We start from the raw sequence: 25,104 nt of genomic DNA, 5'->3' as shown, positions 1-25,104 counted from the left end.
TCAAACGGCCTCCTTCACAGGGCGGCTGGCGCCGGCTTTCGGGCCGGTCGGCAGGCTGATCAAGCGGAACTGGCTCTTCTGCGCGAGGCTGTAGAAGTCATGGGCGAAATCGTCGAGGTCGGCAGCGGTCAGCTTCAGGCGGCGCAAGAAGTAGTTGTAGACCAGCACCGCAGGCACCGCGACAGCGATACCCACACCGGTGGCCACCAAGGCCGCACCGATGGGCCCGGCAACGGTTTCAAGGCTCGCCGAGCCGGCCGCGCTGATACCCTTGAGCGCCGACATGATGCCCCACACGGTGCCGAACAGGCCGATGAAGGGCGAAGTGCTGCCGATACTGGCGAGGATGGCCAGGCCGGTCTCCAGCGAGCGCCGCTCACGGACGATTTGCTGGCGCAGGGCGCGTTCGAGACGGTCCTGATGATTGATGGCCTGACTCAGATCGGCCGCCGCAGCTTCCGGCACCTGAATGGCGTTGTAACCCGCCAGTGCCACGCGAGCAGCTGCACCGGGTTGCTCATGAGCGAGCACGGCGGCGGAATCGAGGCTCGAGGCGGCCCAGAACTGCTTGTGGAACTTGCGATCCTGCGACTTCAGGCGGGTGAACTGCGAACCCTTGAGCAGGAACAGGCCCCAGGTAGCGACGGAGAACAGAATCAACAGCCAGATGACGGCGGATTCAATGGAAGCGAATGGCGAAGCGATCAGGTTCATGGCAATACGTCCTTGCTGATTCATGGATTCGTGGTGGCGGCGCTCCTTTGGTGGTGGTGGCCCGCAAAGCTGTAGTGAGGGGCTTGCCCCCGGAAATGAAATCTATCGAAGCTTGAAGTCGATCGGCACGCTGACCCAACCGGCCTGCGGTACGTTGCCTTGCTTGGCCGGCACGAAACTCCAGCGCTTGACCGCTGCCAGCGCGGCCTCGTCGAGCTGGGTACGACCGCTGCTCTTCTGGATCTGGATGTCGCCGGGCTGACCGCTGGCCAGTACTTGCACGCGCAGCAACACGGTGCCCTCCCAACCGCGGCGCATGGCCAGGTCCGGGTATTGCGGCGCCGGGTTCTTCAAATAGCCGGCGGTGGCCGATGGTGGCGTGACAGGTGCGGGTGCCGGCGGCGTGGGCGGTGCCGGGGCCGCTACGGGCGCAGGCGCTGGTACGGGTTCGGCAGGCTTGGGCAAAGGTTTCTCGACCGGTTTGGCCACGGGCTTGGGCACCGGCTTCACGACCGGCTTGGGCTTGGGCTTGGGTTCCGGCTTGGCGGCCATCTCGTCCACCACGGGCGGTGGCGGCGTCTCGGCCACGGGCGGCGCGGGGGCCGGCGGTGGTGGCTCGACCACCGGCGGTGCCGGTGGCGCTGGCTGGGAGAATTCGATGGTCATGGGCGGTACTTCAGGCGGTACCACCGGCAAGGTTGGCGTGGGCGTGCTGTTCAGCCAGTAGATCACCGCACCGTGCAGCACCAGAGCGAACACCCCGAGCAGGATGCCCTCGCGCTTGCTGAGGATTGGCCCGGGAGCGCGCTGCAGGCGCAACGTCCAAAGCGGTTCGCGAAATACATTGCCCAGCGCCAACAGTTCGGCATTGGCTGGCTCGCGCCAAAGCGTGCGAGTCGCGCTGGCAGCGGTCGGGACATTGCCCATCGGTTAGCTCCTGCTCAATGGAATAAAAGGAGCGGTGCCGATGCACGCCTCTTTGTCGGCGACCGCTCAAGGCCGCGATAATCGGCGGTAAACGTCAGCACTTAAAGGAATATTTAATTCTTTCCTTATGCTTTTTAAAAAACGGCAGGAGTGCCAGATCGAGATGTAAACGCCCGATAATTGCTAACTCTTTATAGGCAACTTGTTTATGCGTAAAACGCATTTGGCGTCCCTGGCCCGCACCCCCCAACCCGTGCAATTGGTAATAACCAAATGCAAACTCAGTATTTATGGTTCTAATTCCGGCACGGGTACTCTTCGAGCACGAATACCGACCTCTCGGAGCGACACCATGACCCGCGCGACCAACATCGTTGACCTGGCACTGCACCGCAAGCGCAGGAATGCTCAGCAAATGGGTCGTGCCCTGTGGGCGCTGTACGAACAACGCGCCGGCCTCGCGACGCAAGCCCAGCCTCAGCCTCTGCACATTGGCGAAGCGCCAAGGCACGCCTGATCGTGACAGTACCTAGCGGCTTCATTGACACCAGTAGTTCACGCAGCAACGTCGAACCCGACCTCGACACCCGCAACGCCGACACGGCAGCCGACCCGATCGGCCAGCGAGTCGCCAGCAACCTGCAACGCCTGCGCAGCAAACGCCTGCTTTCGCTCGACGGCCTGGCCCGCACCAGCGGCGTCAGCCGTGCCATGCTCGCGCAGATCGAAACCGGTCGCAGCGTGCCGTCGATCAAAGTGCTGTGCAAGATCGCCAAAGGCCTCAAGGTGTCGGTGGCGGCTTTCCTCGAACACCGTGAATTCGAAGGCGTGGCGGTATTGCCGGCGCGCGAGAGCAAGCGCCTGGTGAGTGCCGACGGTGCCTTTGTGACACGTGCGCTTTTTCCGTACGACGTGGCGCGCCAGGTGGAGTTCTATGAACTGCGCCTGAGTCCGTTGAGTGAGGAGGTGTCGGTGGGACACGGGCCCGGGGTGCAGGAAAACATCGTGGTGTCACAGGGCGCACTGGAGATCACCGTCAACGATGAGCGCTACCTGCTCTCCACCGGCGATTCGATCCTGTTCTACGCCGACCAGCCGCACAGCTATCGCAATCCGGTGGACAGCGAAGCGGTGGCATTTCTGGTGGTCACCCACCCCGAACGCCGCGACTGAATGCAACGAGGGAGCTTGCTCCCGATTCGTCATACCTGCCACGCGCGGTGGGCCAATGATGGTGAATCGGGAGCAAGCTCCCTCGCTACAGTGATTGCGTCGCTATCAGCAGGTGCAGCACATCATCGGCATGCCGTTGCAGCTCATCATCATCGGCATGGCGCAGTCGTTCATCATCTTGTTCATCAGGGCGCAGCAATTAGCGAGCATGTCCATGCTCATGCCTGGCATCGGCATCATCTTGCAGGTCATGCCGGTAGCGGTTTCGGCGCATTCCATCATGCACATCATCATTGGCATCATCATGCCCATCATCGGCATCATCATGCCGTTGTTCATCATGCTGCCTTTCATCATCTCCATGTTGTTCATGGCGGCGCTGCTCATGCACATCATCGACATGTTGGCGCACTGCGTCATCATCGGCATGCCGCAGTTCATCATCATCTGCATCATTTGCGCGTTGTTGCGGAACATCGCCATGTCCATGCCAGCGGCCGGCTGCATCGTGCACATCATGCAGTCGTCCATCATTTCGCACGTCATGGTCGCCATCATCATCGGCATGCCCATCATTGGCATCATCGGCATGTTGGCGCTCATAGGCATCTGCATTGCGTTCATCATGTTGAAATCCTCATTCAAGTCGAGAGTGGCTGTTGCGATGAGGGGCATTCTAGGCATTGAACGAGGTGCGACAAGCTGTCGCCGGGACGGCGCGTAGAAGTGCGGCGACGCTAAAAAACAGGTCACTGCACATAATTCCCATGCGATAACAGACTTTATGACGCTATAGAGACTTTATTGAAAGTCAGCGCAGCCAAATCGACACCATGGATATGCCATTACAGTCCAAGCTAATAACCTTCTTCACCAATCGATCTAAGCCCGGTCTGGATAAGTCACGGACACTCGCCGAGCACCTGCGCCAACCAGGCGATCACTGGCCGAAACCGCTCGGTGTCACGGTATTCGGTCGGATAGGCCAACCAGATTTCTCGCTCGACCTGGGGGATATGCTCGTGCAACTCCAGGCCGGGGTCGGCCAGGTAATGGGGCAATAACGCGACACCTAGGCCGGCCCGCACGGATTCGCGCACAGCGAGCAGATCGTTGGCGGTAAAGGCGAATCGACGCCCCAGGGTTTTCGGCCATTGCACCTCTGGCAGCGCCAGGCCGCTGTGCTCCGTCAGCCCGCACAGCGGCCCATCAGCGCTGGCCGAGGTCGCTGCGGCCCCGTACATGCCAAAGCGTACCCGCCCGACTTTGAGGGCCACCATGTCCGCCTCCTGGGGCCGTGCCAGACGCACGCCGATATGCGCGCGACGCTTGGCCAGGCTGGTGATGTGGTCGCCCAGTTGCAAGCACACTTCGATCTGCGGGTGAGCGCGGTACAGCCCTGGCAGGCGGGGTGTCAGGTAGTGGCTGCCCATGGCGGCGGTTGCCGCGATCCGCACCTCGCCGGTGCCCCCCTGGCTGCTCGCTTCGGTTTCGCGCAGCAGGCGGTCGGCGGCTTGCTCCATCTGCAGGGCCGCGGCCAGGGCGCCGTGGCCATGACTGGTCAGGCGAAAGGTGTTGTCTTCACGGGTCACCACCGGCTTGCCGAGGGCCTGCTCCAGGCGGCGGATACGGCGGATTACCGTGGCATGGGTGAGGTCCAGCTCGCGGGCACAGGCGGAGTAGCTACCGCTGCGCATCAGGGTCGACAAGGTCAGCAGATCGTCCCAGGACATTGAGCTTTTTTGCACAGCGGCTGTGCCTTTTCAGGGAATGGCCGTACAGCTTAGCCTGCCTCAGGATAGGCGCCTAGCACCCCTCACCTGCCTTTAAAGGAAGCTGTCATGCCTACGCCCTTTACCCTGCTTGACCTCGCGGGTGCCAGCCGCGCCCCCGCCGCCTGGGACGCCGCAGTACTCATACTGATCGATCATCAGCGCGAATACATCGACGGCACGCTGGCGCTGGTCGGGATGCCGGCGGCGGTGGCGCAATGCGTTCAACTGCTGGCACAGGCGCGGGCCAATGGCACCCCGGTCATCCATGTAGTGCATCGCGGCAGCGTCGGCGGCGTGTTCGATCCGGAGGGCCCGTCTGGGGCGATCATCGACGGCCTGACGCCGCTGGCGGATGAGGTCATCGTCAGCAAGGCTTTTCCCAGTGCCTTTGCAGGCACTGACCTCGCCGCGCAGCTTGAGACGTTGGCGCGCAAGGAGCTGATCGTCGCCGGTTTTCAGACCCACATGTGTGTCAGCTCCACAGTGCGCGCGGCACTGGACCATGGTTATCGAGTGACCCTGGTGGCCGACGCCTGCGCCACCCGCGACTTGCCCGACCCGCTGGGCGGCGCCGCGCTAAGCGCCGAGCAACTGCATCGCAGCACCTTGGCGGCATTGCACGATCGCTTTGCGACAGTGGTGGCGGATGTAGGGGCATGGGGCTGAAATTTGCAGCGATCTGACGGCCCTCTTCGCCGCCGAACGTGCAGCCTTGCCCCCACGGTGTACGACGTCAGTTCAGCCGACTCTGTGGGAGCAAAGCTTGCGCGCCAAGCCTTTGCAGGTTGTGCTATTCCCCCGACTGGACCGCAGCCGCCGGCACACTGCCGGGCCGCCGGGCGCACATGATCGCCGCCACGCCCAGCAGCGCCGCCGGTACGGCGTAAATCCAAACCGGCGCCATGATCGGCAGCAACAACCCCGCCAGCACCGGCCCGGTGCCCGCGCCAATGTCGCGCCAGACCGAGCGCGACACCAGGGCCTGGACTCGCTCCGGCCCCGGCGTGCGCATCGCCACGATCGGCGCCAGCAACGGCAATTGCAGGGCCCGCAGCACCACGATCACCGCCGCACCGCCCCACACCCAGCCCAGGCCGAAGCCGACCAGCGCGGCGCAGGTCATCAGCGACAGCACCACCAGCATGCGCTCGGCACCGAACTGATCGGCCAGATGACCACCCAGCGGGCTGAGCAGAATCTCGCCCAGATAGCGCACCGCCAGCAAGCTGCCGGCAACCAGCACCGCGCCGCCGGGCAGCACGTCGCCCCCCAGGTAAGACAAACCGATAATGAACAGGCCATCGAGCGTCAGCCCTTCAAGGAACGACCAGCTGTCCAGGCTGTTGGGCAACTTCAGGCCGCGACGCCTGGCGGGCATGGCATGGGGCAAGGTCGGCAGACCACGGGTGACCAGCAATCCAGCGAGCGCCGCGAGGGCGAACACCCAGAACACCGAGCGTGGGCCCCAAAAGTGCGCGAACACCGCCGCCAACGGCAGCGCCACCACCGGCCCCAGTGCCGAAAAGGCGCGCGAACGTCCCGAACGTCGCGCCGCTCCCGCCGGGTCCGCAGTGGCCAGCGCCTGGGTCGACAGGCTTAACGCCGCAAAGCACAGCCCCCACAGCAGCCGTAGCGGCAGCAACATCCACAACCCGGACAGACTCGCATTACCCGCCGCACATACGGCAGCGCCGAGCACCGCCAGGGTGCAGGTGGCGCGGTCGCCATGGCGCGCATAGAAGCGGGTGACGTAGCCGTAGCCGACAATGCGAATCAAGCGGTTGGCCGCCAACAGCAAGCCGGCCTGTGCCAGGGTCACGCCGAATTGATCGGCGTACATAGGCAGCAGCAGATACAACACGGCGTCGGCCGGCAACGCCAGCGTCAAGGCCAAGGCGGCAAGACGTGAATGACGGTCGACGGTGGCGGTGGGAACAGGCACGGCGGTGGGAGTAGGCATACGCGGATGCTGCACCTTCGTGGCGAACGCGACAAACGAGATTAATGTTAAGCATATGTGACAAAATCGCACGCATGAGCCTCTTATTGCCTCCTCTCAATGCAGTCCGCGCCTTCGTGGTCGCCGCCCGGCACCAGAGTTTCACCTTGGCCGCTGGTGAATTGCATGTCACCCACAGCGCCATCAGCCGCCAGATCAAGACGCTGGAAACGCACCTGGGCGTGCGCCTGTTCGAACGGCGCGTGCGCCAGGTCAGCCTGACGGTCGAGGGCATGCGGTTCTACTCCCAGGCCGACGCCGCCTTGCAGCAACTGCTCGTCGCCACCGAAGCAGTCATGGCCCCGACGCCATCGCGCGTGGTACGAATCAACGTGCGGCCATCGTTCGCGGTGCGCTGGCTGATCCCGCGGCTGCCGGATTTCGTCGAGCAATACCCTGGCATCGAACCTCATGTACTGACCAGCACCCTGTCCCCGGACAAGGCCGACGAGCGCTTCGACGTGGCAATCCGCCGTGGCCACAGCAACTGGCCTGCGACCATAGAACTGCGACCCTTCCTTGAAGATGAAATCTGCCTGGTGGTGTCCCCCACCCTGCTCGCCAGCCATCCACTGGCGCAACCGGGCGCGCTGACGCAACTGGTGATGCTCTGGTCGAAGACGCGCAAGGGGGATTGGCAGAGCTGGCTGGCGTCATCCGGTGCCGGCAACCTCAAACCGGCCGGGCAGATGCAATTCGATCACGTGCATTTTGTGGTGCAGGCGGCCATCGACGGGCTGGGTTTCGCCGTGGTGCCGACCTCGCTGGCAGCCAGCGCTATCGCGGCGGGCCAATTGCTGTGCCCGTTCCCGGAGCAGCGCCTGGCGGTCAATCGCTATTACTACGGCCTGGCCCCGGATGCGGTGCCGCAGGCGCAGTTTTTCTCGGCCTGGCTGCAGGGTTATCTCTGATCGAGGCCAGCGGCTGGCCGTCATAAAACCCGTGGAGAATCCTCACGCCACCTTGGCGATGTTGCTGGCGACACCCCGCAGATCGAGGATCGACGCCGCCAACCCATCGAGGCGATGCTCGATGGAGTCGATTTCGGCCAGGTTATCGATATATCGGCTGTGCCGAAGATAGCGGGCATGCCCTTCGAGCATTCTCGACAGGCCCGCCAGATGGGCGGCGGTGTCTTCAAGGTCGTGCTGAATGATGTCCAAGCGCTCGATCTGCATTGCATGTGCTCCCAAAGCCAGGGTGCTGCGCAAGTCCACGACATCGGAGGTCATGAACGGCATTCAGCTGGTTATTCTGTATATCGACCTCCCTGGCGATCTCTCGATTAAATATTGGTATCCACATCATGTACATATTTTTACATTAGGCGATACAACCAATAAAGATGGAACGAACAATTCCTCAAGGCGCTCCACTTTAATGACTATTCGATGCAGCACTGCTCACGGCGATGCTGCACTGTTCATTAAAGCAGCCGAGGAGCCTGGCATGCCTGACGACAACCAATATTCGATGCAAAACCCACTGACTCAATACCCGCAGCCACCATTTCCCAAACAACCACAGTCGGCGCCAGGCACGGTCCACGACCTGCAACCGGCCGCCGACCACGGCGAGACCAGCTATAAAGGCTTTGGACGCCTTGCGGGGCGCCGTGCACTGATCACCGGCGCCGACTCGGGGATCGGCCGCGCGGCCGCTATCGCCTTTGCCCGCGAAGGCGCCGATATCGTCCTCAATTATTTGCCCGAGGAAGAAGCCGATGCCCGTGAGGTGGTGCAGCTGATCGAGGCCGAAGGCCGCAAGGCGATCAGCGTACCGGGCGACCTCAAGGACGAGCAATTCTGCCAAAGTCTGATCGACAAGGCGGTCGCCGGACTCGGCGGCCTGGACATCCTCGTCAATGTCGCCGGCAAGCAGACGGCGCAACAGGACATCGCCGAACTGACCACTGAACAGTTCGACGCGACCTTCAAGACCAACGTCTACGCGTTGTTCTGGTTGTGCAAGGCGGCCCTGCCGCATCTGCCGGCGGGTGCCACCATCATCAACACCGCATCGATCCAGTCGTATCAGCCATCGGCCACGCTGCTCGACTACGCCTCGACCAAGTCGGCCATCGTCGCCTTCACCAAGGCCCTGGCCAAGCAGGTCATCAGCAAAGGCATCCGTGTCAACGCCGTGGCTCCGGGCCCGTTCTGGACCCCGCTGCAGCCGAGCGGTGGCCAGCCCCAGGACAATATCCCCGATTTTGGTTCGGAAACGCCGATGGGCCGCCCAGGCCAACCCGCCGAATGCGCGCCGATCTACGTGCTGCTGGCCAGTCAGGAATCGAGCTACATCACTGGCGAAGTGTTTGGTGTGACTGGCGGCAATCCGCTGCCTTGAACCCACGATTGCGATTGACGCCCTGATAAAAGACGTCTCACTAAAAAGGAGTTTGACCATGCTGAAATTTCTCGGCGGTACCGTCGGCATCATCTTTCTGATCGGTTTGATCGTGGTGATTGCGCTGTTCAAGTTTATCTTCTGATGAGCTGAACCCTCCCCCGCCCGATACCCCAGGGGCGGGGATTCACGCCGACAGCTCCGGTCGGCGTGCCTGCCTATCCTCAAAGACGCTCGCCGCAGCATTGGCCTTAAGCAAAGCTGCGCCCGGGCTTCGGCAAAAGTGAATTCTCCCGCTCGGCCACAAACGCGACTATGGCGGCAGCGCCTCCAATCCATCGATTATATTTTGAATGCCATTCTGCATTCGGAATTCATGCGCCCGAGCGCTTGCCCGGAAACAACGCCCGCCCTATAAAAGCCGAGGTCTGGCTCAAGGCAACCCCCATGCGCTCCAACTCTTCCCGACTGTGCTGAGCACCGATACCGATGCCGGAGATCACCAGGCGCGGCTGATCATGGTGGTCGGTGATCGCACTGGCGACAAGGCTGACGCCGCGATACAGGTTGCCCTCATCGATCGCCCAGCCGCTCTGCAGCGTGGCCTGGGCCTCACGCATGTAGGTTTCGAAGGTCGGTGGATTCTCCCATTGCAGCCGAGCGAAACGACGACGCATCTCCTCCTCGGGCACCTGGCGCAAGGCAGCGATACACCGACCACTGGCACCGATCAACTCGGGCAGGCGGGTATTGAGGCGCACGTCGACGTGAGCTGCCGTGGGGATCGCGCGGCCGATGGCGTGAATGTGATTGTCGCCAGTGACCTGCCAGAGGATCACCAGAATGCGGTAATTGAGGCTCAACCGATCAAGCTCGGGCTGGATCAGGTCGGCATAGCTGTAGCCGATCAGACTCACTGCCAACTCGGACAGCCCGAGGCCCAGGCGGTAGGTCTTGGCGTTGTCATTGAAGGACACCAACTGCTCGTTGGTCAGGGTGCGCAGGATATTGAAGGCGCTGCTGGGGCTGATGCCCGTGGCCCGGGCAATGGCCGCTACACCTTCAGGGTCGGGGGTGCTGGCCAGATGGCGGAGGATCTGGATGGCGTTGACTACAGCGCCGACGTCCTTGGTCGCGGGCCGGGCATTTTTGTCTAACAAGTCGTCGGTCATTTTATTCAGCATTCGGATTGACATTCTCTATGTTGAATATATGCTCACTTCAACACGTGGTATAGCGTGACGCACAACAATAACAGGAGGGCGCATGACTCATGCACCGCAACCTCTGCCAGACAGCCCTCTCGGGCCAGAGGCGCAATACCAGGCGTATCTGGATCAAGGCCGCTTCATGCTGCAGTTCAGCCCAAGCGCCGGCCGCCATGTGTTCTACCCCCGGATAGCGGTGCCCGGCAGCGGTGAGACCGATCTGCACTGGGTGGCCGCCAGCGGGCTGGGCACACTTTACGCGATCACCGTCAATCATTCTCGCCAAGGCAGCCACAACATCGCACTGGTTGACCTCGACGAGGGGCCGCGAATGATGTCGCGCCTGCAGGACTGTGACACCGCGCCCATCGGTAGCCGCTTGCGCGCCGAGATCGTCGAACTGCATGGACAAGCCGCCGTGGTCTTTCGCGTGCTGACCGAGGAGACACCCTCATGACCCGCCCGTTGCGCGGCCAGACCGCGATCGTCGGCATCGGCCAATCCGGCATCGGCAATGCCCCCGGTTACAGCGCCATGGAATTGCTCGGTCAGGCAGCCGTCAACGCCGTGGCCGATGCAGGCCTGCTGATGAGCGACATCGACGGCTTGTTCTGCGCCACCAGCGTCAATGCCTTTCCAACGCTGTCGGCTGGCGAGTATCTGGGGCTGCGCCCGACCTTTTTCGACGGCACCAATGCCGGCGGTTCGAGTTTCGAGATGCACTTGCTGCAAGCCACCCTGGCGCTGCAGGCCGGCCTGTGCAGTGCCGCGCTGATCTGCTACGGCTCCAATCAGCGCAGCGGTGGCGGCAAGCTGGTGTCAATGAGCGAGCCGCAGTGGCACGAGACCCCTTACCAACCGCGCCACCCGATCACCGCCTACGCCTTGGCCACCAGCCGTCACATGCACCAATACGGCACCACCCGCGCCATGCTTGCCGAGGTCGCCGTGGCCGCCCGCGGCTGGGCCAACCTCAACCCTGACGCCCATGCCCGTGGCCCGTTGAGCATCGACGATGTGCTGGCCGCACGCATGGTCAGCGACCCGCTGAGCACCGCCGATTGCTGCCTGGTCACCGATGGCGGCGGCGCCTGCGTGATGGTGCGTGCCGACCGCGCCCGCGATCTGCCCCGCGCGCCCGCTTACTTCCTTGGCGCCGCCGGCGCGCAATGGCATCGCTCGATCGTCGCCATGCCCGATTTGACGGTGACCGCCGCCAGCGAAAGTGGTCCGCGCGCCCTGGCCATGGCCGGTATCAGCCACACCGATATCGACCTGGCGATGCTCTACGACGCCTTCACCATCAACACCATCCTGTTTCTCGAAGATTTAGGCTTCTGCCCCAAAGGCGAGGGCGGCCGCTTCGTTCAGGACGGCCGTATCGCGCCGGGCGGCTCGCTGGCGGTCAACACCAACGGTGGCGGCCTGTCGTGCATGCACCCCGGCATGTACGGCATGTTCCTGATCCTTGAAGCGGTCCGGCAGATTCGTGGCGAGGCCGGCGAACGCCAGTTGGCCAGATCCGACATTGCCTTGCTGCACGGCAACGGCGGCACGCTGTCGAGCCAGGTCACCGCCATTCTCGGGAGCGCAGCAACGCTCTGACTCCGCCAGCCCCCTTCACAGGTGACGACATGCACGACAATAAAAACAATGCAGATGACCGCGACCGGTCACGATTCGACAGCCTCACTCCCCTGCTGCAACCGCGTTCGGTGGCCGTGGTGGGCGCTTCCTCAGATCCGACCCGCATCGGCGGGCGCCCCATTTCCTATATGTTGCGCCAGGGATTCGAGGGCGTACTGATGCCGGTCAACCCCAACCGCCAGGAAGTCCAGGGCATCCGCGCCTACGCCAGCGTCGCGGATCTGCCCCAGGCGCCGGATACCGCCATCGTCGCGGTGCCCGCCACACAGGTGCTCGACACCCTCAGAGCCCTGGGTGAACGTGGCACCCGGAGCGCGCTGGTGTTCTCCTCAGGCTTCAGTGAAGTGGGCGGTGATGGCGTGGCGCTGCAGGATGCCTTGGTGCTCGAGGCGCGCCGCCACAATATGCGCCTGCTCGGCCCCAATACCGCGGGTGTGTTCAATGCCAATCTGGGCTACTACGGCACCTTCGCCTCGGGCCTGGAGCGCGGCTTCCCGTTGCCAGGCCGCGTTGGCATCGCTTCGCAGTCCGGCGCCTACGCCGCGCACATGCTCGGCCTGTCGCGGGCGCGCGGGCTCGGCACGCCGTTGATGATCTCGACGGGCAACGAAGCCGATATCACTCTGGGCGAAGGGATCGGCTGGCTGGTCGACAGCCCCGACGTCGATGTGGTCATGGCCTACGCCGAATCGATCCGCGACGTCGACAGCTTCATCCATGCTCTGGAAGCGGCGCACCGGGCGCGCAAGCCGGTGATCCTGCAAAAAGTCGGGCGCAGTGCGCTCGGCCAGCAAGCGGCGATGTCCCACACGGCGTCGCTGGCCGGTGACGACAAAGTATTCAAGGCAGTCCTCGGCGATTACGCCGTGTTCCTTGCCGACAGCGGTGCGCAGATGCTCAATATCGCCTACGCCGCCACCCGGCGCATCTATCCGGCCAGCAACAGCCTGGGCATGGTCACCATCAGCGGCGGCGCCGGCATCATCGTCAGCGACGCCGCCGAGGACCTCGGCCTGCCAATGCCGCCCATGCCCGTCGCCGCCCAGGCCAAGCTCAAGGAACAGCTATCGTTTTGTTCGCCGATCAATCCGGTGGACTTCACGGCCCACGTGCTCAATGACATTTCCCTGGCCGGCAGCTTCACCGAGAGCCTGATCAGTGATGGCGGCTACCGCTCGGTGCTGGCGTTCTTCAGCCAGGCCGGCACCGTGCCGTCGATTGCGCCACGCTTGTGCGCGGAGCTGAAAAAGGTCAAGGATGCTCACCCCGAGACGCTCTTCGTGGTCTCGCTGATCGGCGACGCACAGCAAGTGGTGCCGTACGAGAACGAAGGCTTCGTGCTGTTCGAGGATCCGACCCAGGCGGTCACCGCCATTCACGCCATGGGCCAACTGGGCGAGGCCTTCGACCGCCTGCTGCCGAGCAAGCCCGACCTGCCCGCCGTGCACCTGCCACCCGGCAAACTGAGCGAGGCCGAGGCCAAGACTCTGCTCGGCGAATTCGGCATTGCCAGTGCCGCCGAAAAAGTCGTCGACAGCGCAGCCGAGGCGGCCCGTTTCGCCAGCCAGATCGGCTACCCGGTGGTGATGAAAATCTCTTCGGCCGATATCCTGCACAAATCCGAGATCGGCGGCGTGCTGCTCGATATCGCCGGCCCGCAGGCGGCCCAGGAGGGCTACGCAACGTTGCTCGAACGCGCCGCCCGGCACGCCCCCGATGCGCATCTGGACGGCATCCTGGTGGCCCGCCAACTGAGTGGCGGCGTCGAGTGTTTCATGGGTATCCAGCGCGACCCGATGTTCGGCCCGGTGGCAGTCTTCGGCCTCGGCGGGATCTTTGTCGAAGTGCTCAAGGACGTGGTCCTGCGGCGCTGCCCGTTCGACGCCACTGAGGCCGAGAAGATGATCCGCAGCATCAAGGGCGCGCCTCTGTTGCTGGGTGCCCGTGGCCGCCCACCCGTGGACATCGACGCCTTGGCGCAGATGCTCGCGAAGCTCTCCGAGTTCGCCTGGCGCGTGGGCGACAGCCTGCAATCGGTCGACCTCAACCCGGTGTTCGCCATGCCCGCCGGCCAAGGCGCGTTCGCCGCCGATGCGGTGATCATCAGCCAAGAGGTGCCCCATGCCACTCAATCCTGAGACTCTGCTGAATTACCCCATCCCGGATGTGCACCAGCACCTGAGCCGCCAGGACACCGCCTTTTATGCATTGTCGGTGGGCATGGCCGCAGACCCGCTCGACCGCAAGCAACTGGATTTCGTCGACTCGGCCCGCGATTTTCAGGCCCACCCGTGCTTCCCCGTGGTGCTCGCCTACCCCGGCTTCTGGCTGGGCAATCCAGCCACCGGCGTCGATGCGCTGAAACTGGTGCTGGGCGAACAACGTATCGAATGGCACAAACCCATTCCGGTGGCTGGCGAGATCATCGGCCGCACCCGCGTCACCGGGCTGGTCGACAAAGGCCCCGGCAAAGGCGCCCTGCTCTACAGCGATAAACAACTGGTGGACGCCGCCAGCGGGGAAGTGTTCGCTATCACCTCCAGTACCACCTTCCTGCGCGGTGACGGTGGCTGCGGCGCGCCCAGCGGCCCGGTGCGTGCCGCGCATGCGATGCCCGAGGGTACGCCCGACTGCGTGATCGACCACCCGACCCGCCCGGAACAGGCGCTCTACTATCGACTCAACGGTGATGACAACCCCCTGCACGCCAACCCCGACGTGGCAATTCGCGCTGGCTTCGAACGGCCGATTCTGCATGGACTGTGCACCCTGGCGATCTCGTTTCAGGCGCTGTTCGAAGTCCTCGCCGACTACCGCAGCGACCTGCTGCACAGCCTCGAAGTGCGCTTCAGCGCGCCGGTGTACCCAGGCGAAACCCTGCGCACCGAAATCTGGAACGACGGCTCCTTCCGCGCCCGAGTGGTGGAGCGCGATGTCGTGGTGCTCAACAACGGCAGATTGGTGTTGAACAGATCAGAGTTGAAGAAGGAGCATCGCTCATGAACCAGGCCCTGAATACGCCCGACGATTACGAACGCCTTGAACGCCTCAATATGATTCGCGACAGCGCCGCGGCTGTGGTGCCGCGTGACGGCGATCTGTCCCGCATCCGCGCCCTGCGCTTCACTGCGCCGCACGCACTGCGCGGCCCGTGGCAGGCCCTGTGCGAGCAAGGCTGGACGGGCTTGAGCCTGGCCGAAGCACGTGGCGGCAGCGGCCTGGGCCAGGCCGAGTCGATTGCCCTGCTGGAGGAACTGGGCCGCGGCCTGGCCCCCGAGCCGCTGATCGACGCCACGTTGGCCGCCGCGCTGTTGCCTGCCGATTTGCTGGCTGCGCAACTGAGCGGCACGCACCTGACGCTGCCCGCCGGGCTGCACCAGCGTGCTAGCGTGCAGTACCGCGACGGTGCCGTGAGTGGCGAGCTGCACGACGTGGCCCTCGGCGCCTGCGCCGATGCCTTCGTGCTGAACACCGATCACGGCCTGGCGTTGGTCGATGTGCGCGCCGGCGGGGTAGAAATCCAACAGGCCGCCACTCAGGATGGTGGCCACAACACCCGCTTGAAATTCACCCAGGCACCGGGGCGCCTGCTCGACATGTCCGCCGCCACCCTGCAACAGGCGCTGGACCAGGCCACCCTGGGCACCGCCGCCTATCTGCTCGGCTGCATGCAAAGCGCCTTCGAACGCACCCTCGACTACCTCAAGGTACGCCGCCAGTTCGGTCATGCCATCGGCAGCTTCCAGGCCCTGCAACACCGTTGCGTCGACCTCAAACTGCAGATCGAATTGAGCCGAGCGATCATCACCCAGGCCGCCGTACGCATCGATGAAGGCATCGCCGCCGACGCCCGCCAACGCCAGGTCAGCGCTGCCAAGCTGCGCAGCAGCCGCGCGGCATTGCAGGTCTGCCGCGAGGCGATTCAGCTGCACGGTGCCATCGGCTACACCGACGAAGCCGACATCGGCCTGTTCCTGCGCAAGGCGTTGGTGCTGATCAATAGCGGCGGCACGCTGGAACAGCATCAGGCGCGTTACATCCACCAGGTATTCGCCGAGGTGCAGGCATGAGCCAGGCCATCCTCGAAGAAGACCGCGGCCGCACACGCATCCTCTCGATCAACGTCCCGCAGCGGCGCAACTCGGTATCCCTGGCCTTGCGCGAGCAGCTGTGCGCCGCCCTGGTCCGCGCTGAGCAGGAAGCGAACGTGCGCTGCGTGATCCTCACCGGCGTCGACGGCAACTTTTGCGCAGGCGGCGATATCACCGACATGCACGTCACTGATCTGGCCGCCGGCCGTGAACGCATGCGCCGCAGCCACCGTTTGATCCGCCAGATGGTCGGCATGAGCAAGCCACTGATCGCCGCCGTCGAGGGCTGGGCCGCCGGTGCCGGGCTGTCGCTGGCCATGGCTTGCGACACCGTCGTGGCCGGTGCTGGCGTGCGCTTCGTCGCCAGCTTCGGCCAGGTCGGGCTAATGGCCGACATGGGCGTGCTGCACACCCTCACCCAGCGCATCGGCCGCGGCCGCGCGCGCCAGGTGCTGCTCTATGGCGAGAAATGGGACGCCACCCAAGCCGACAAGCTCGGCCTGATCGACCACCTGGTGCCCGTCGGCCAAGCGCTCGAAGTCGCCCTGGGCCGCGCGCAGGTGCTGGAGAAACTCGCGCCGTTGCCGCTAGCGTTGACCAAGGCGGTGCTTGCCGAGGGGCTCGACGCCCAACTGGACCGCGAACTGGAGCTGCAAAGCCAGCTGTTCCTCAGCCGCGACCACGCCGAGGGCAAGGCGGCCTTTTTGGGCAAGCGCCCTGCCGAATTCACCGGAGCCTGAACCATGACCGATTACAACGCATTGGACGACAGCCATTTCCGCGCCGAGGTACGCGGCTGGGTGCAGGCCAACTACCCGGCCACCAAGCGCAACCCGCGCAAACGCATGGGCACCGAGGAGAGCCGCGAGTGGTATCAGCTGCTGTCGAAAAAAGGCTGGCTGGCCCCCGGCTGGCCGCCGGAATACGGTGGCATGGGCCTGAGCGCGGCCAAGCAACTGATCATGATGGAAGAGATGGAAAGCCACGGCTGCGCACGCTTGCCCGACAGTGGTCTGACCATGCTCGGGCCGATGCTGGTGCGCTATGGCAGCGAAGAGCAGAAGGCCTTTCATCTGCCACGCATCCTCAGTGGCGAACACCTCTGGTGCCAGGGCTACAGCGAGCCCAATGCCGGTTCGGATCTGGCCAGCCTGCGCACCGAAGCCGTGGATGAGGGTGACCATTGGCGCGTCAGTGGCCAAAAGATCTGGACCACCATGGCCACCGAATCCAACTGGATCTTCATGCTGGTGCGCACCGATCGCACGGCCAAGCCCCAGGCCGGCATCAGTTTCCTGCTGGTGCCGCTGGACACTCCCGGTATCGAGGTGCGGCCGATCCTCAACCTCGACCTGCACGACGAGTTCGCCGAGGTGTTTTTCACCGACGTGAAAGTGCCCAAGGCCAACCTGGTCGGCGAGCTCAACCAGGGCTGGAGCATGGCCAAGGCACTGCTGGGTTTCGAGCGCATCTTCCTCGGTTCACCCAAGCAGTCGACTCACTCGCTGGATCGTCTGGCGCGCCTGGCCAAACTAAATGGCGCCTGGCACCAACCGGTGTTCCGCCAGCGCTTCGCCGACCTGCAGCTCGACCTGGACTGCCATCGCGCGCTGTACGAATCGTTCGCCGACGCCCTGCGCCGCGGGCAGCCGCTGGGGGCCGAGGTGTCGATGCTGAAGATCTTCCAGTCGGAGCTGTTCCAGCGCATCAACGAACTGGCACTGCAGACCGCTGGCGAATCGGCAGCCCTGCTCGACCCGATTCCGGAAGACGCCGCGCTGTATCCCGCCGGGCTGTTCATCCAGTCGCTGTGCGCGACCATCTACGGCGGCAGCAACGAGATCCAGCGCAATATTCTGGCCAAGCAGGTGCTGGATCTGCCGGCCGCGTGATTGTCATATTGCATAACTACAAGGACACCCAATCATGAGCACCTCCCCATCGATTGAAGGCAAAGTCGCAATCGTCACCGGCAGCGGCAGCGGTATCGGTCAGGCGATCGCCCTGGCCATGGCCGCCGCTGGCGCCAAGGTCGTGATCAACGACATCGGTGTATCGCTGCAAGGCGAAGGCGGTTCCAACAGCCCGGCCATGCAGACCCAGGCCCTTATCCGCGAAGCCGGCGGCGAGGCAGTGATCAACACCGACAGCGTCTCGGAATGGGCCAACGCCAAGCGCATCGTCGACTGCGCGCTGGACTCGTTCGGCCGCGTCGACATCGTGGTCAACAACGCCGGCATCCTGCGCGACGCCATCTTCCACAAGATGAGCCCCGAACAATGGCTGGCCGTGATCAACGTGCACCTCAACGGCAGTTTCTTCGTCAGCCGCGCCGCCGCCGAGCATTTCCGTGAACAGCAAAGCGGTGCCTTCGTGCACATGACCAGCACCTCGGGGCTGGTCGGCAACGTCGGCCAGGCCAACTATTCGGCGGCCAAACTTGGCATCGTCGGCCTGTCGAAAACCATTGCGATGGACATGCAGCGTTTTGGCGTGCGCTCCAACTGCATTGCACCCTTCGCCTGGGGCCGCATGACCAGCTCGATTCCCTCCGACACGCCTGAGCAGAAAGCCCGGGTCGAGCGCCTGCAGCAGATGACCCCGGACAAGAACGCACCGCTGGCCGTGTACCTGGCCAGCGACGCGGCCAAGGACGTCAGCGGCCAGGTGTTCGCCGCGCGCAACAACGAGCTGTTCCTGATGAGCCAGAGCCGGCCGCTGCGCAGCGTGCAACGCAGCGACGGCTGGACCCCGCAGCAGATCGCCGAGCACGGCATGCCGGCCCTGCGCGGCAGCTTCCTGCCGCTGGACGCCAGCGCCGACGTGTTCTCGTGGGACCCGGTATGAGCACCTTCAAGACGCGCTTCACCGAGACCTTCGGCATCCAGCACCCGATCATGCAAGGCGGCATGCAATGGGCGGCCAAGGCCGAGCTGGTTGCGGCGGTGGCCAACGCCGGGGCGCTGGGCACGCTGTCGGCACTGACGCAACCGACCCCTGAAGACCTGGCGCGGGAGATTCAGCGCTGCCGAGACCTGACCGATCGCCCCTTCGCGGTCAACCTGACCCTGCTGCCGACCCTCAAGCCGGTGCCCTACAGCGAATACTGCGCGGCCATCATCGAAGGCGGCGTCGGCATCGTCGAAACCGCCGGCAGCAACCCGCAGGAGCACATTGACGTGCTGCGAGCCCACGGCGTCAGGGTCATCCACAAATGCACCTCGGTGCGCCACGCCCTCAAAGCGCAGACGTTGGGGGTGGATGCGGTGTCCATCGACGGCTTCGAGTGCGCCGGCCACCCCGGCGAGGACGATGTGCCAGGGCTGGTGCTGATCCCGGCGGCAGCGCAGCGTTTGAGCGTGCCACTGATCGCCTCCGGGGGTTTTGCCGATGCCCGTGGCCTGGTCGCCGCACTGGCGCTAGGCGCGGACGCGATCAGCATGGGCACGCGTTTTTTGTGTACCCGGGAGGCGCCGGTGCATGACCACGTCAAAGCCACGTTGGTGGCCAACGATGAACGCAGCACCGACCTGATCCTGCGCAGCCTGCGCAACACCGCGCGGGTCGCGCGCAACGTCATCAGCCAGGAGGTACGGGCCATGGAGGCGCGTGGCGCCAAGTTCGAAGAGCTCGCGCACCTGGTTTCAGGTCAGCGTGGTCGCCAGGTCTACGCCACCGGCGACGCGGATTTCGGCGTGTGGTCGGCCGGGCTGGTGCAAGGCCTGATCGACGACATCCCGACCTGCCAGGCCCTGGTGCAGCGCATCGTCGACCAGGCCCGGCTCCTGATTACCCAGCGCCTGCAAGGCCTGCTGGTGGAGTAGACACAACACGCCTCGCAGCCCTTCAACAAGAGAATAAAAATAATGGACATGCTCGCTGCTTCAACGCCCGTCAAGGCTATCGCCACGCACACCAAAGCCATCGTCTTCGTGTTCTGCTTCCTCGGCCTGCTCGCCGACGGCGCCGACCTCATGCTGCTGTCCTACAGCCTCGGCAGCCTGCGCCAGGAATTCGGCCTGAGCAGCTTCGAAGCCGGCAGCCTGGGCAGCATCACCCTCGCCGGCATGGCCATTGGCGGCATCTACGGCGGCTGGGCCTGCGACCGCTTCGGCCGGGTCAAGGTGGTGTTCTGGACCACCCTGGTGTTCTCCATCGGCACCGCGATGCTGGGCTTCACCCACAGCTACCTGCAGTTCGCCGGAGTGCGCTTCTTCGCCTCACTGGGGCTCGGCTCGTTGTTCGTGGCCTGCAACACGCTGATGTCCGAATACGTCTCGACCAAATACCGCACCACCGTGCTCGCCACCCTGCAGGCCGGCTGGACCGTAGGCTACCTGGTGGCGACGCTGCTGGCCGGCGCGATCATCCCCGAGCATGGCTGGCGCTGGCTGTTCTTCATTGCCATCGTGCCGGTGGTGCTGGCGCTGTTCGTCAAACCGCTGGTGCCCGAGCCGCCCGCCTGGCTGGCCGCCCAGGCCGAACGCCAACGCTTCAAGCGCGAAGGTGGCGGTGTGGTGGTGAAGAAACCTGACTCGCTGAAGATCCTGTTCGCCGACAAGGCCGCGCGGCGCATGCTGATGCTCTGGACCCTGACTGCAGGCTTTTTGCAGTTCGGCTATTACGGGGTCAACAATTGGATGCCCTCGTATCTGGAGCAAGAGCTGCACATGAACTTCAAGGCCATGACCGGCTACATGGTCGGCACCTATGCGGCGATGATCGTCGGCAAGGTGTGCTCCGGGGTGCTGTCCGATGCGCTCGGACGGCGCAATTCGTTTGTGTTCGGGTGTATCGGCACGGCGCTGCTGATTCCGGCGATCGTGTATCTGAATTCACCGGGGAATATTCTTTATCTGCTGGTGTTCTTCGGGTTTATCTATGGGATTCCGGTGGGGGTGGTCGCGACCTATATGACCGAGAGTTTCGAGACGCGGGTGCGGGGCTCCGGGGTCGGTGGCGCCTACAATTTCGGCCGGATTGGGGCGGCATTTGCGCCGGCGATCATCGGGCTGCTGGCCGCGCAGGTGTCGATTGCCGCAGGCATGCTCGTGATGGGGGTGGCGTATGTCATCACTGGTCTGATCCCGGCGTTTTTCATTCGGGACAAGATTCATGATCCGCAGAAAGCCTGAGTGCAGATGCGAGATACCCGAACGGGCGTCGCCTGCCATCAGCTTTGGGAATCTAGACCCGCCGCGACGGCGTTGCCCGCAAGGCACCTTTGTGAAGCCAACCGTGCAACTCGGTTGCACGCTGGAGAAGACTTTCCTCATAGTCCCGCCCCGACATGCTCCAAGGAAGTCAGCGATGAAGATCGCTGGCGATCACATCAGGAAACAACGGTGCCCATCGCTGAAAAACTGCCTGCGTGGAGGCTGGCCCAACGCGACCTAATGCCCGAGCGCTCGGCCACTGCCAAAGCCCTGGATTACAGCCTCAAACGCCGGGTAGCGCTGACGCGCTACCTGCAAGAGAAGCATCCGTTCCATCACAATGATTAGCGGTGTTCGACATGCCCCAGCGTACTCGCGTGCAGGGCCAATGCTGTGCAGGCCGACGGCCATGGCCCTGCGCAAATTTCACGAGGATCCGGCACGGGCTTGGTCGGTGGCACAACTGGCAAGGGAGGCTGCACTCTCCCGATCGGGCTTTTTCGAGCGCTTCAGCCGTATGATGGGAGTCTCGCCCATGACCTACCTTTTGACATGGCGCATGGCTCTGGCCAAGCAATGGTTATGTCAAGATAAAATGGCTGTCAGCGAAGTGGCGCAGCGTACAGGCTATGGTTCGTCGAGCACCTTTACCGTCGCGTTCACCCGCCATACAGGGGTTTCACCGGCTAGGTATGGAAGAACGAAGACACCGGTTATAGCGGCTGGGTAGCCTGATGGCGAGTACGCCCTCTTCCCAAGATGTCTGCGACTCTAAAATTGGACAGCTAGCACCTGCCCGAAGGTGAGTAAGCAGATGTCGGACGGAAGCGATGCTTAGCAGCGGCGAACTACACACCATAGGAGGTCGCGCAGTAGATCCAAAACCTTAGGGGCGGCACTCGAATACCTCGGGGACGCACTGACTTGGAATATGCGTGCGAACGGACCATTAGTCCTCTTAAACGATGGCTCTGTCGCTCAGGCCGCTAGCGCTTCATAAATTCTTATAACCAAATATCCACACACGCGACTTTTTCGCAGGTTGACGCCAGCGCAAGGTGTGGCGGTATGCTTGGCATCGACTTCCTGCGGCCTGCCCGGCCGCATACCGCGAACCAGGAGTTTCTGTCACATGAGCAACGCCCCCTACGTCCCGCCCAAGGTCTGGAGCAACGACACCTCGGTCGGCGGTAATTTTGCCAGCATCAACCGCCCGATCGCCGGGCCGACCCACGAGAAAGTCCTGCCGGTCGGCAAGCACCCGCTGCAGTTGTACTCGCTGGCCACGCCCAATGGCATCAAGGTCACCATCCTCCTCGAAGAGCTGCTGGCACTCGGGCTCTCCGAGGCCGAGTACGATGCCTGGCTGATCCGCATCAATGAAGGCGATCAGTTCTCCAGCGGCTTCGTTGATATCAACCCGAACTCCAAGATCCCCGCCCTGCTCGACCGCAGCGTCGAACCGCCGATTCGCGTGTTCGAATCCGGTTCGATTCTGCTGTATCTCGCGGAGAAATTCGGCCGCTTCCTGCCTACCGATGCGGCTGGGCGTACCGAAGCGCTGAACTGGCTGTTCTGGCAGATGGGCGCTGCACCCTACGTCGGCGGCGGTTTCGGACACTTCTATGCCTATGCACCGGAGAAGTTCGAGTACCCGATCAACCGCTTCACCATGGAAACCAAACGCCAACTCGATGTGCTCGACCGCCGTCTGGCCGAGAGCGAGTACCTGGCGGGTGACAGCTATTCCATCGCCGACATCGCCGTGTGGTCGTGGTACGGCAAGCTGGTGCGCGGCGATCTGTATTCGGCTGCGGAATTTCTGGATGCCAAGAGTTATACCCATGTGCAGCGCTGGGCAGAAGCCATTGCCCAGCGCCCGGCGGTGATTCGCGGTACGCGCGTGAACCGGACATGGGGGGATGAGGCGACTCAGGTGCCGGAACGGCATGATGCGGCGGATCTGGATTGATATCGGGCAATCGAGGCCTGGCATCACATCGTAGCGGCCCATGACTACGAAATCAGCGCGCTGTTCTCAAGCGCATTAACACGCCGTTTTGCGATGATCGTCCAGCGAATGGCACAGCCATGGAAGGCCTCCACCGCGTCGAATTGCCCTCGAAAGAGGGCTCACCCAGGCGGCGGCCGGTAAAACTCGTCGTGTTCCTTGCGTCCAAATCAGCGGTCAAACGCCGCCTGACGTAAAAGTCAGAACAGTACGGCAAAAAATTCCCTGCCCGGCGCCCCCTCGTGAAACCTTAATGTCATATGATGTCCAACCACCACAATCAACACCCCAAGGCCGCCACCCTACCGCGACCTTCCCCCTGCTCCCTCCTCAAGAGGCTCGCCCCACCATGCTCAAAGCTGCCGAGTTAGTCGTCAAGTGTCTGGAAAACGAAGGCGTTGAATACGTTTTCGGTATCCCAGGTGAAGAAAACCTCGACCTGCTGGACTCGCTCTCGCGCTCGTCCATCAAGTTGATCCTCACCCGCCACGAACAGCCCGCGGGCTTCATGGCCGCCACTTACGGGCGCCTGACCGGCAAGACCGGCGTGTGCCTGTCGACCCTCGGCCCTGGCGCGACCAACCTGGTGACCGCCGGTGCTTACGCGTATCTCGGCGGCATGCCGATGATGATGATCACCGGGCAGAAGCCGATCAAGAAGTCCAAGCAGGGGCGTTTCCAGATTCTCGACGTGTGCGGGATGATGGCGCCGCTGACCAAGTACACCCACCAGTTGGCCTCGGCGGACAACATCCCTTCACGTATCCGTGAAGCGATTCGCCTGGCTGAAGAAGAGAAGCCAGGCTCCGTGCACCTGGAGTTGCCGGAAGACATCGCCGCCGAATTCACCGACAGCACGCCCATCGCCCCGAGCCTGAGCCGTCGCCCGGTGGCCGAACAGAAGGCCATCGAGGCCGCCGTGGCCAAGCTCCAAGCCGCACGCAGCCCGGTGCTGGTGATCGGTGCCGGCGCCAACCGCAAGATGACCGCGCGGGTGCTGCGCCAGCTGATCGAGAAGACCGGTATCCCCTTCGTCACCACGCAAATGGGCAAGGGCGTGGTCGACGAGCGTCATCCACGCTTCCTCGGTAACGCCGCGCTGTCGGCCGGCGACTTTGTCCACCGTGCGTTGGAGTCCGCTGACCTGATCGTCAACATCGGCCATGACGTGATCGAGAAGCCGCCGTTCTTCATGGTCCGTGGCGGCACTGAGGTGGTTCATGTGAGCTTTCGCTCCGCTGAAGTCGACCCGGTGTACTTCCCGCAGATCGAAGTGGTTGGCGACATCGCCAACGCGATCTGGGAGATCAAGGAAAAGATCGAAGTGCAGGACAGCTGGGACTTCGAGCGCATGCTGACCATCCGCGAAGCCAACGAGGCCCATGTCGCGCTGGGCGCCGACGACGGGCGTTTCCCGGTGTACCCGCAGCGGCTGGTGGCGGACCTGCGCTCGGTGCTGCCGTCCGATGGCATCGTCGCGCTGGACAACGGCGTCTACAAACTGTGGTTCGCGCGCAACTACAAAGCCTACATGCCTAACACCGTGCTGCTCGACAACGCCCTGGCGACCATGGGTGCCGGCTTGCCGTCGGCTATGGCGGCGCGCCTGGTGCACCCGGACACCCCAATCGTGGCGGTGTGTGGCGATGGCGGCTTCATGATGAACAGCCAGGAAATCGAAACCGCCGTGCGCCTGAAGATGAATCTGGTGGTGATCATCTTGCGCGACGACGGTTACGGCATGATCCGCTGGAAGCAGCAGCAGATGGGCTTCCAGGACTTCGGCCTGGACTATGGCAACCCGGATTTCGTCAAGTATGCGCAGAGCTATGGTGCGTTCGGGCATCGGGTTGAAAGCGCCGAGGCGTTCGCGCCGTTGGTGACGCAGTGCCTGCAGACGCCAGGGGTGCATGTGATCGATTGCCCGGTGGATTACTCGGAAAACGATCAGATTCTGCATCGGGATATTCAGGCGCTGAGCGCAGCTGTTTAAGCTTCCTGTACAACACCCGCCGCAACGGCGGGTGTCTGATCGAATCCGCTGAAAGCAACCT

The 25,104-nt window shown here is 63.4% G+C and carries 25 protein-coding genes and 1 pseudogene; 19 read left to right on the top strand and 7 right to left on the bottom strand.

Annotated features, from left to right (window positions below):
- Positions 1 to 714 (bottom strand): MotA/TolQ/ExbB proton channel family protein, encoded by a 714-nt coding sequence (locus tag LIX93_RS01380; protein ID WP_226502224.1) that lies wholly within the window; start codon positions 712 to 714, stop codon positions 1 to 3.
- Positions 715 to 816: 102 nt separating this feature from the next.
- Complete coding sequence (locus LIX93_RS01375) at positions 817 to 1,641, bottom strand: energy transducer TonB (protein WP_226502223.1); 825 nt, start codon at positions 1,639 to 1,641, stop codon at positions 817 to 819.
- A gap of 352 nt (positions 1,642 to 1,993) precedes the next feature.
- Here LIX93_RS01375 and LIX93_RS01370 point away from each other — a divergent pair, with 352 nt between their 5' ends.
- On the top strand, positions 1,994 to 2,158 hold the full coding sequence (locus LIX93_RS01370; protein WP_226502222.1) for a hypothetical protein: 165 nt from the start codon (positions 1,994 to 1,996) through the stop codon (positions 2,156 to 2,158).
- A gap of 98 nt (positions 2,159 to 2,256) precedes the next feature.
- On the top strand, positions 2,257 to 2,814 hold the full coding sequence (locus tag LIX93_RS01365) for an XRE family transcriptional regulator (RefSeq protein ID WP_226502823.1): 558 nt from the start codon (positions 2,257 to 2,259) through the stop codon (positions 2,812 to 2,814).
- Positions 2,815 to 2,919: 105 nt separating this feature from the next.
- Here LIX93_RS01365 and LIX93_RS01360 read toward each other — a convergent pair whose 3' ends face one another.
- Complete coding sequence (locus LIX93_RS01360; protein ID WP_226502221.1) at positions 2,920 to 3,441, bottom strand: hypothetical protein; 522 nt, start codon at positions 3,439 to 3,441, stop codon at positions 2,920 to 2,922.
- A gap of 275 nt (positions 3,442 to 3,716) precedes the next feature.
- Positions 3,717 to 4,547 carry a LysR family transcriptional regulator gene (locus LIX93_RS01355; protein WP_226502220.1) on the bottom strand — a complete coding sequence of 277 codons (831 nt, stop codon included), beginning with the start codon at positions 4,545 to 4,547 and terminating at the stop codon, positions 3,717 to 3,719.
- 108 nt (positions 4,548 to 4,655) lie between these two features.
- Here LIX93_RS01355 and LIX93_RS01350 point away from each other — a divergent pair, with 108 nt between their 5' ends.
- Entirely contained in the window at positions 4,656 to 5,255 is a 600-nt protein-coding gene (locus tag LIX93_RS01350) for a cysteine hydrolase family protein (RefSeq protein WP_226502219.1), read from the top strand.
- Between the two features lie 124 nt (positions 5,256 to 5,379).
- On the opposite strand, the gene LIX93_RS01345 is transcribed toward LIX93_RS01350, so the two are convergent.
- Positions 5,380 to 6,549 (bottom strand): MFS transporter, encoded by a 1,170-nt coding sequence (locus tag LIX93_RS01345; RefSeq protein ID WP_226502218.1) that lies wholly within the window; start codon positions 6,547 to 6,549, stop codon positions 5,380 to 5,382.
- Positions 6,550 to 6,623: 74 nt separating this feature from the next.
- Between LIX93_RS01345 and LIX93_RS01340 the strand changes: the two genes are divergently transcribed.
- On the top strand, positions 6,624 to 7,499 hold the full coding sequence (locus tag LIX93_RS01340) for a LysR substrate-binding domain-containing protein (RefSeq protein WP_226502217.1): 876 nt from the start codon (positions 6,624 to 6,626) through the stop codon (positions 7,497 to 7,499).
- 42 nt (positions 7,500 to 7,541) lie between these two features.
- Here the strand turns inward: LIX93_RS01340 and LIX93_RS01335 are convergent, their stop codons facing one another.
- Entirely contained in the window at positions 7,542 to 7,820 is a 279-nt protein-coding gene (locus LIX93_RS01335) for a hypothetical protein (RefSeq protein WP_226502216.1), read from the bottom strand.
- A 217-nt stretch (positions 7,821 to 8,037) separates the two neighbouring features.
- Here LIX93_RS01335 and LIX93_RS01330 point away from each other — a divergent pair, with 217 nt between their 5' ends.
- Entirely contained in the window at positions 8,038 to 8,937 is a 900-nt protein-coding gene (locus LIX93_RS01330) for an SDR family oxidoreductase (protein WP_226502215.1), read from the top strand.
- Positions 8,938 to 9,311: 374 nt separating this feature from the next.
- Here the strand turns inward: LIX93_RS01330 and LIX93_RS01325 are convergent, their stop codons facing one another.
- Positions 9,312 to 10,097 (bottom strand): helix-turn-helix domain-containing protein, encoded by a 786-nt coding sequence (locus tag LIX93_RS01325; RefSeq protein ID WP_226502214.1) that lies wholly within the window; start codon positions 10,095 to 10,097, stop codon positions 9,312 to 9,314.
- Between the two features lie 106 nt (positions 10,098 to 10,203).
- Between LIX93_RS01325 and LIX93_RS01320 the strand changes: the two genes are divergently transcribed.
- The 14 genes and pseudogenes from LIX93_RS01320 (at position 10,204) to LIX93_RS01255 (ending at position 25,043) form a co-directional block, all read left to right on the top strand.
- Positions 10,204 to 10,602, top strand: coding sequence for an OB-fold domain-containing protein (locus LIX93_RS01320; RefSeq protein WP_226502213.1), 399 nt, complete (start codon positions 10,204 to 10,206; stop codon positions 10,600 to 10,602).
- Complete coding sequence (locus tag LIX93_RS01315; RefSeq protein ID WP_226502212.1) at positions 10,599 to 11,750, top strand: thiolase; 1,152 nt, start codon at positions 10,599 to 10,601, stop codon at positions 11,748 to 11,750. The genes LIX93_RS01320 and LIX93_RS01315 overlap by 4 nt, the downstream gene beginning before the upstream one ends.
- 29 nt (positions 11,751 to 11,779) lie before the next feature.
- Positions 11,780 to 13,930, top strand: coding sequence for an acetate--CoA ligase family protein (locus LIX93_RS01310; protein WP_226502211.1), 2,151 nt, complete (start codon positions 11,780 to 11,782; stop codon positions 13,928 to 13,930).
- Positions 13,914 to 14,795 (top strand): MaoC/PaaZ C-terminal domain-containing protein, encoded by an 882-nt coding sequence (locus LIX93_RS01305; RefSeq protein ID WP_226502210.1) that lies wholly within the window; start codon positions 13,914 to 13,916, stop codon positions 14,793 to 14,795. The genes LIX93_RS01310 and LIX93_RS01305 overlap by 17 nt, the downstream gene beginning before the upstream one ends.
- Entirely contained in the window at positions 14,792 to 15,862 is a 1,071-nt protein-coding gene (locus LIX93_RS01300) for an acyl-CoA dehydrogenase family protein (RefSeq protein ID WP_226502209.1), read from the top strand. Before LIX93_RS01305 ends, LIX93_RS01300 begins: the two co-directional genes overlap by 4 nt.
- On the top strand, positions 15,859 to 16,623 hold the full coding sequence (locus tag LIX93_RS01295; RefSeq protein ID WP_226502208.1) for an enoyl-CoA hydratase-related protein: 765 nt from the start codon (positions 15,859 to 15,861) through the stop codon (positions 16,621 to 16,623). The genes LIX93_RS01300 and LIX93_RS01295 overlap by 4 nt, the downstream gene beginning before the upstream one ends.
- A 3-nt stretch (positions 16,624 to 16,626) precedes the next feature.
- Positions 16,627 to 17,775, top strand: a complete 1,149-nt coding sequence (locus LIX93_RS01290) for an acyl-CoA dehydrogenase family protein (RefSeq protein WP_226502207.1) — start codon at positions 16,627 to 16,629, stop codon at positions 17,773 to 17,775.
- Positions 17,776 to 17,809: 34 nt separating this feature from the next.
- Positions 17,810 to 18,730, top strand: a complete 921-nt coding sequence (locus LIX93_RS01285) for an SDR family NAD(P)-dependent oxidoreductase (protein ID WP_226502206.1) — start codon at positions 17,810 to 17,812, stop codon at positions 18,728 to 18,730.
- On the top strand, positions 18,727 to 19,707 hold the full coding sequence (locus LIX93_RS01280; RefSeq protein ID WP_226502205.1) for a nitronate monooxygenase family protein: 981 nt from the start codon (positions 18,727 to 18,729) through the stop codon (positions 19,705 to 19,707). The genes LIX93_RS01285 and LIX93_RS01280 overlap by 4 nt, the downstream gene beginning before the upstream one ends.
- Positions 19,708 to 19,749: 42 nt before the next feature.
- Positions 19,750 to 21,018 carry an MFS transporter gene (locus tag LIX93_RS01275; RefSeq protein WP_226502204.1) on the top strand — a complete coding sequence of 423 codons (1,269 nt, stop codon included), beginning with the start codon at positions 19,750 to 19,752 and terminating at the stop codon, positions 21,016 to 21,018.
- Between the two features lie 159 nt (positions 21,019 to 21,177).
- Positions 21,178 to 21,360 (top strand): annotated as a pseudogene (locus LIX93_RS01270) (transposase); the annotation flags it as partial.
- Positions 21,361 to 21,448: 88 nt separating this feature from the next.
- Positions 21,449 to 21,769: an AraC family transcriptional regulator gene (locus tag LIX93_RS01265; protein ID WP_226502203.1), complete on the top strand. Its 321-nt coding sequence runs from the start codon at positions 21,449 to 21,451 to the stop codon at positions 21,767 to 21,769.
- A gap of 402 nt (positions 21,770 to 22,171) precedes the next feature.
- Complete coding sequence (yghU, locus tag LIX93_RS01260; protein ID WP_226502202.1) at positions 22,172 to 23,011, top strand: glutathione-dependent disulfide-bond oxidoreductase; 840 nt, start codon at positions 22,172 to 22,174, stop codon at positions 23,009 to 23,011.
- Between the two features lie 388 nt (positions 23,012 to 23,399).
- Positions 23,400 to 25,043: an acetolactate synthase large subunit gene (locus LIX93_RS01255; RefSeq protein WP_226502201.1), complete on the top strand. Its 1,644-nt coding sequence runs from the start codon at positions 23,400 to 23,402 to the stop codon at positions 25,041 to 25,043.
- Positions 25,044 to 25,104: the final 61 nt, after the last annotated feature.

The sequence above is a fragment of the Pseudomonas sp. MWU16-30317 genome, assembly GCF_020515695.1.
In the GTDB taxonomy this organism is placed as follows: Bacteria; Pseudomonadota; Gammaproteobacteria; order Pseudomonadales; family Pseudomonadaceae; genus Aquipseudomonas.
Note: the sequence above shows the minus strand (reverse complement) of the source record. Positions and strands in the feature narration are given on the sequence as shown.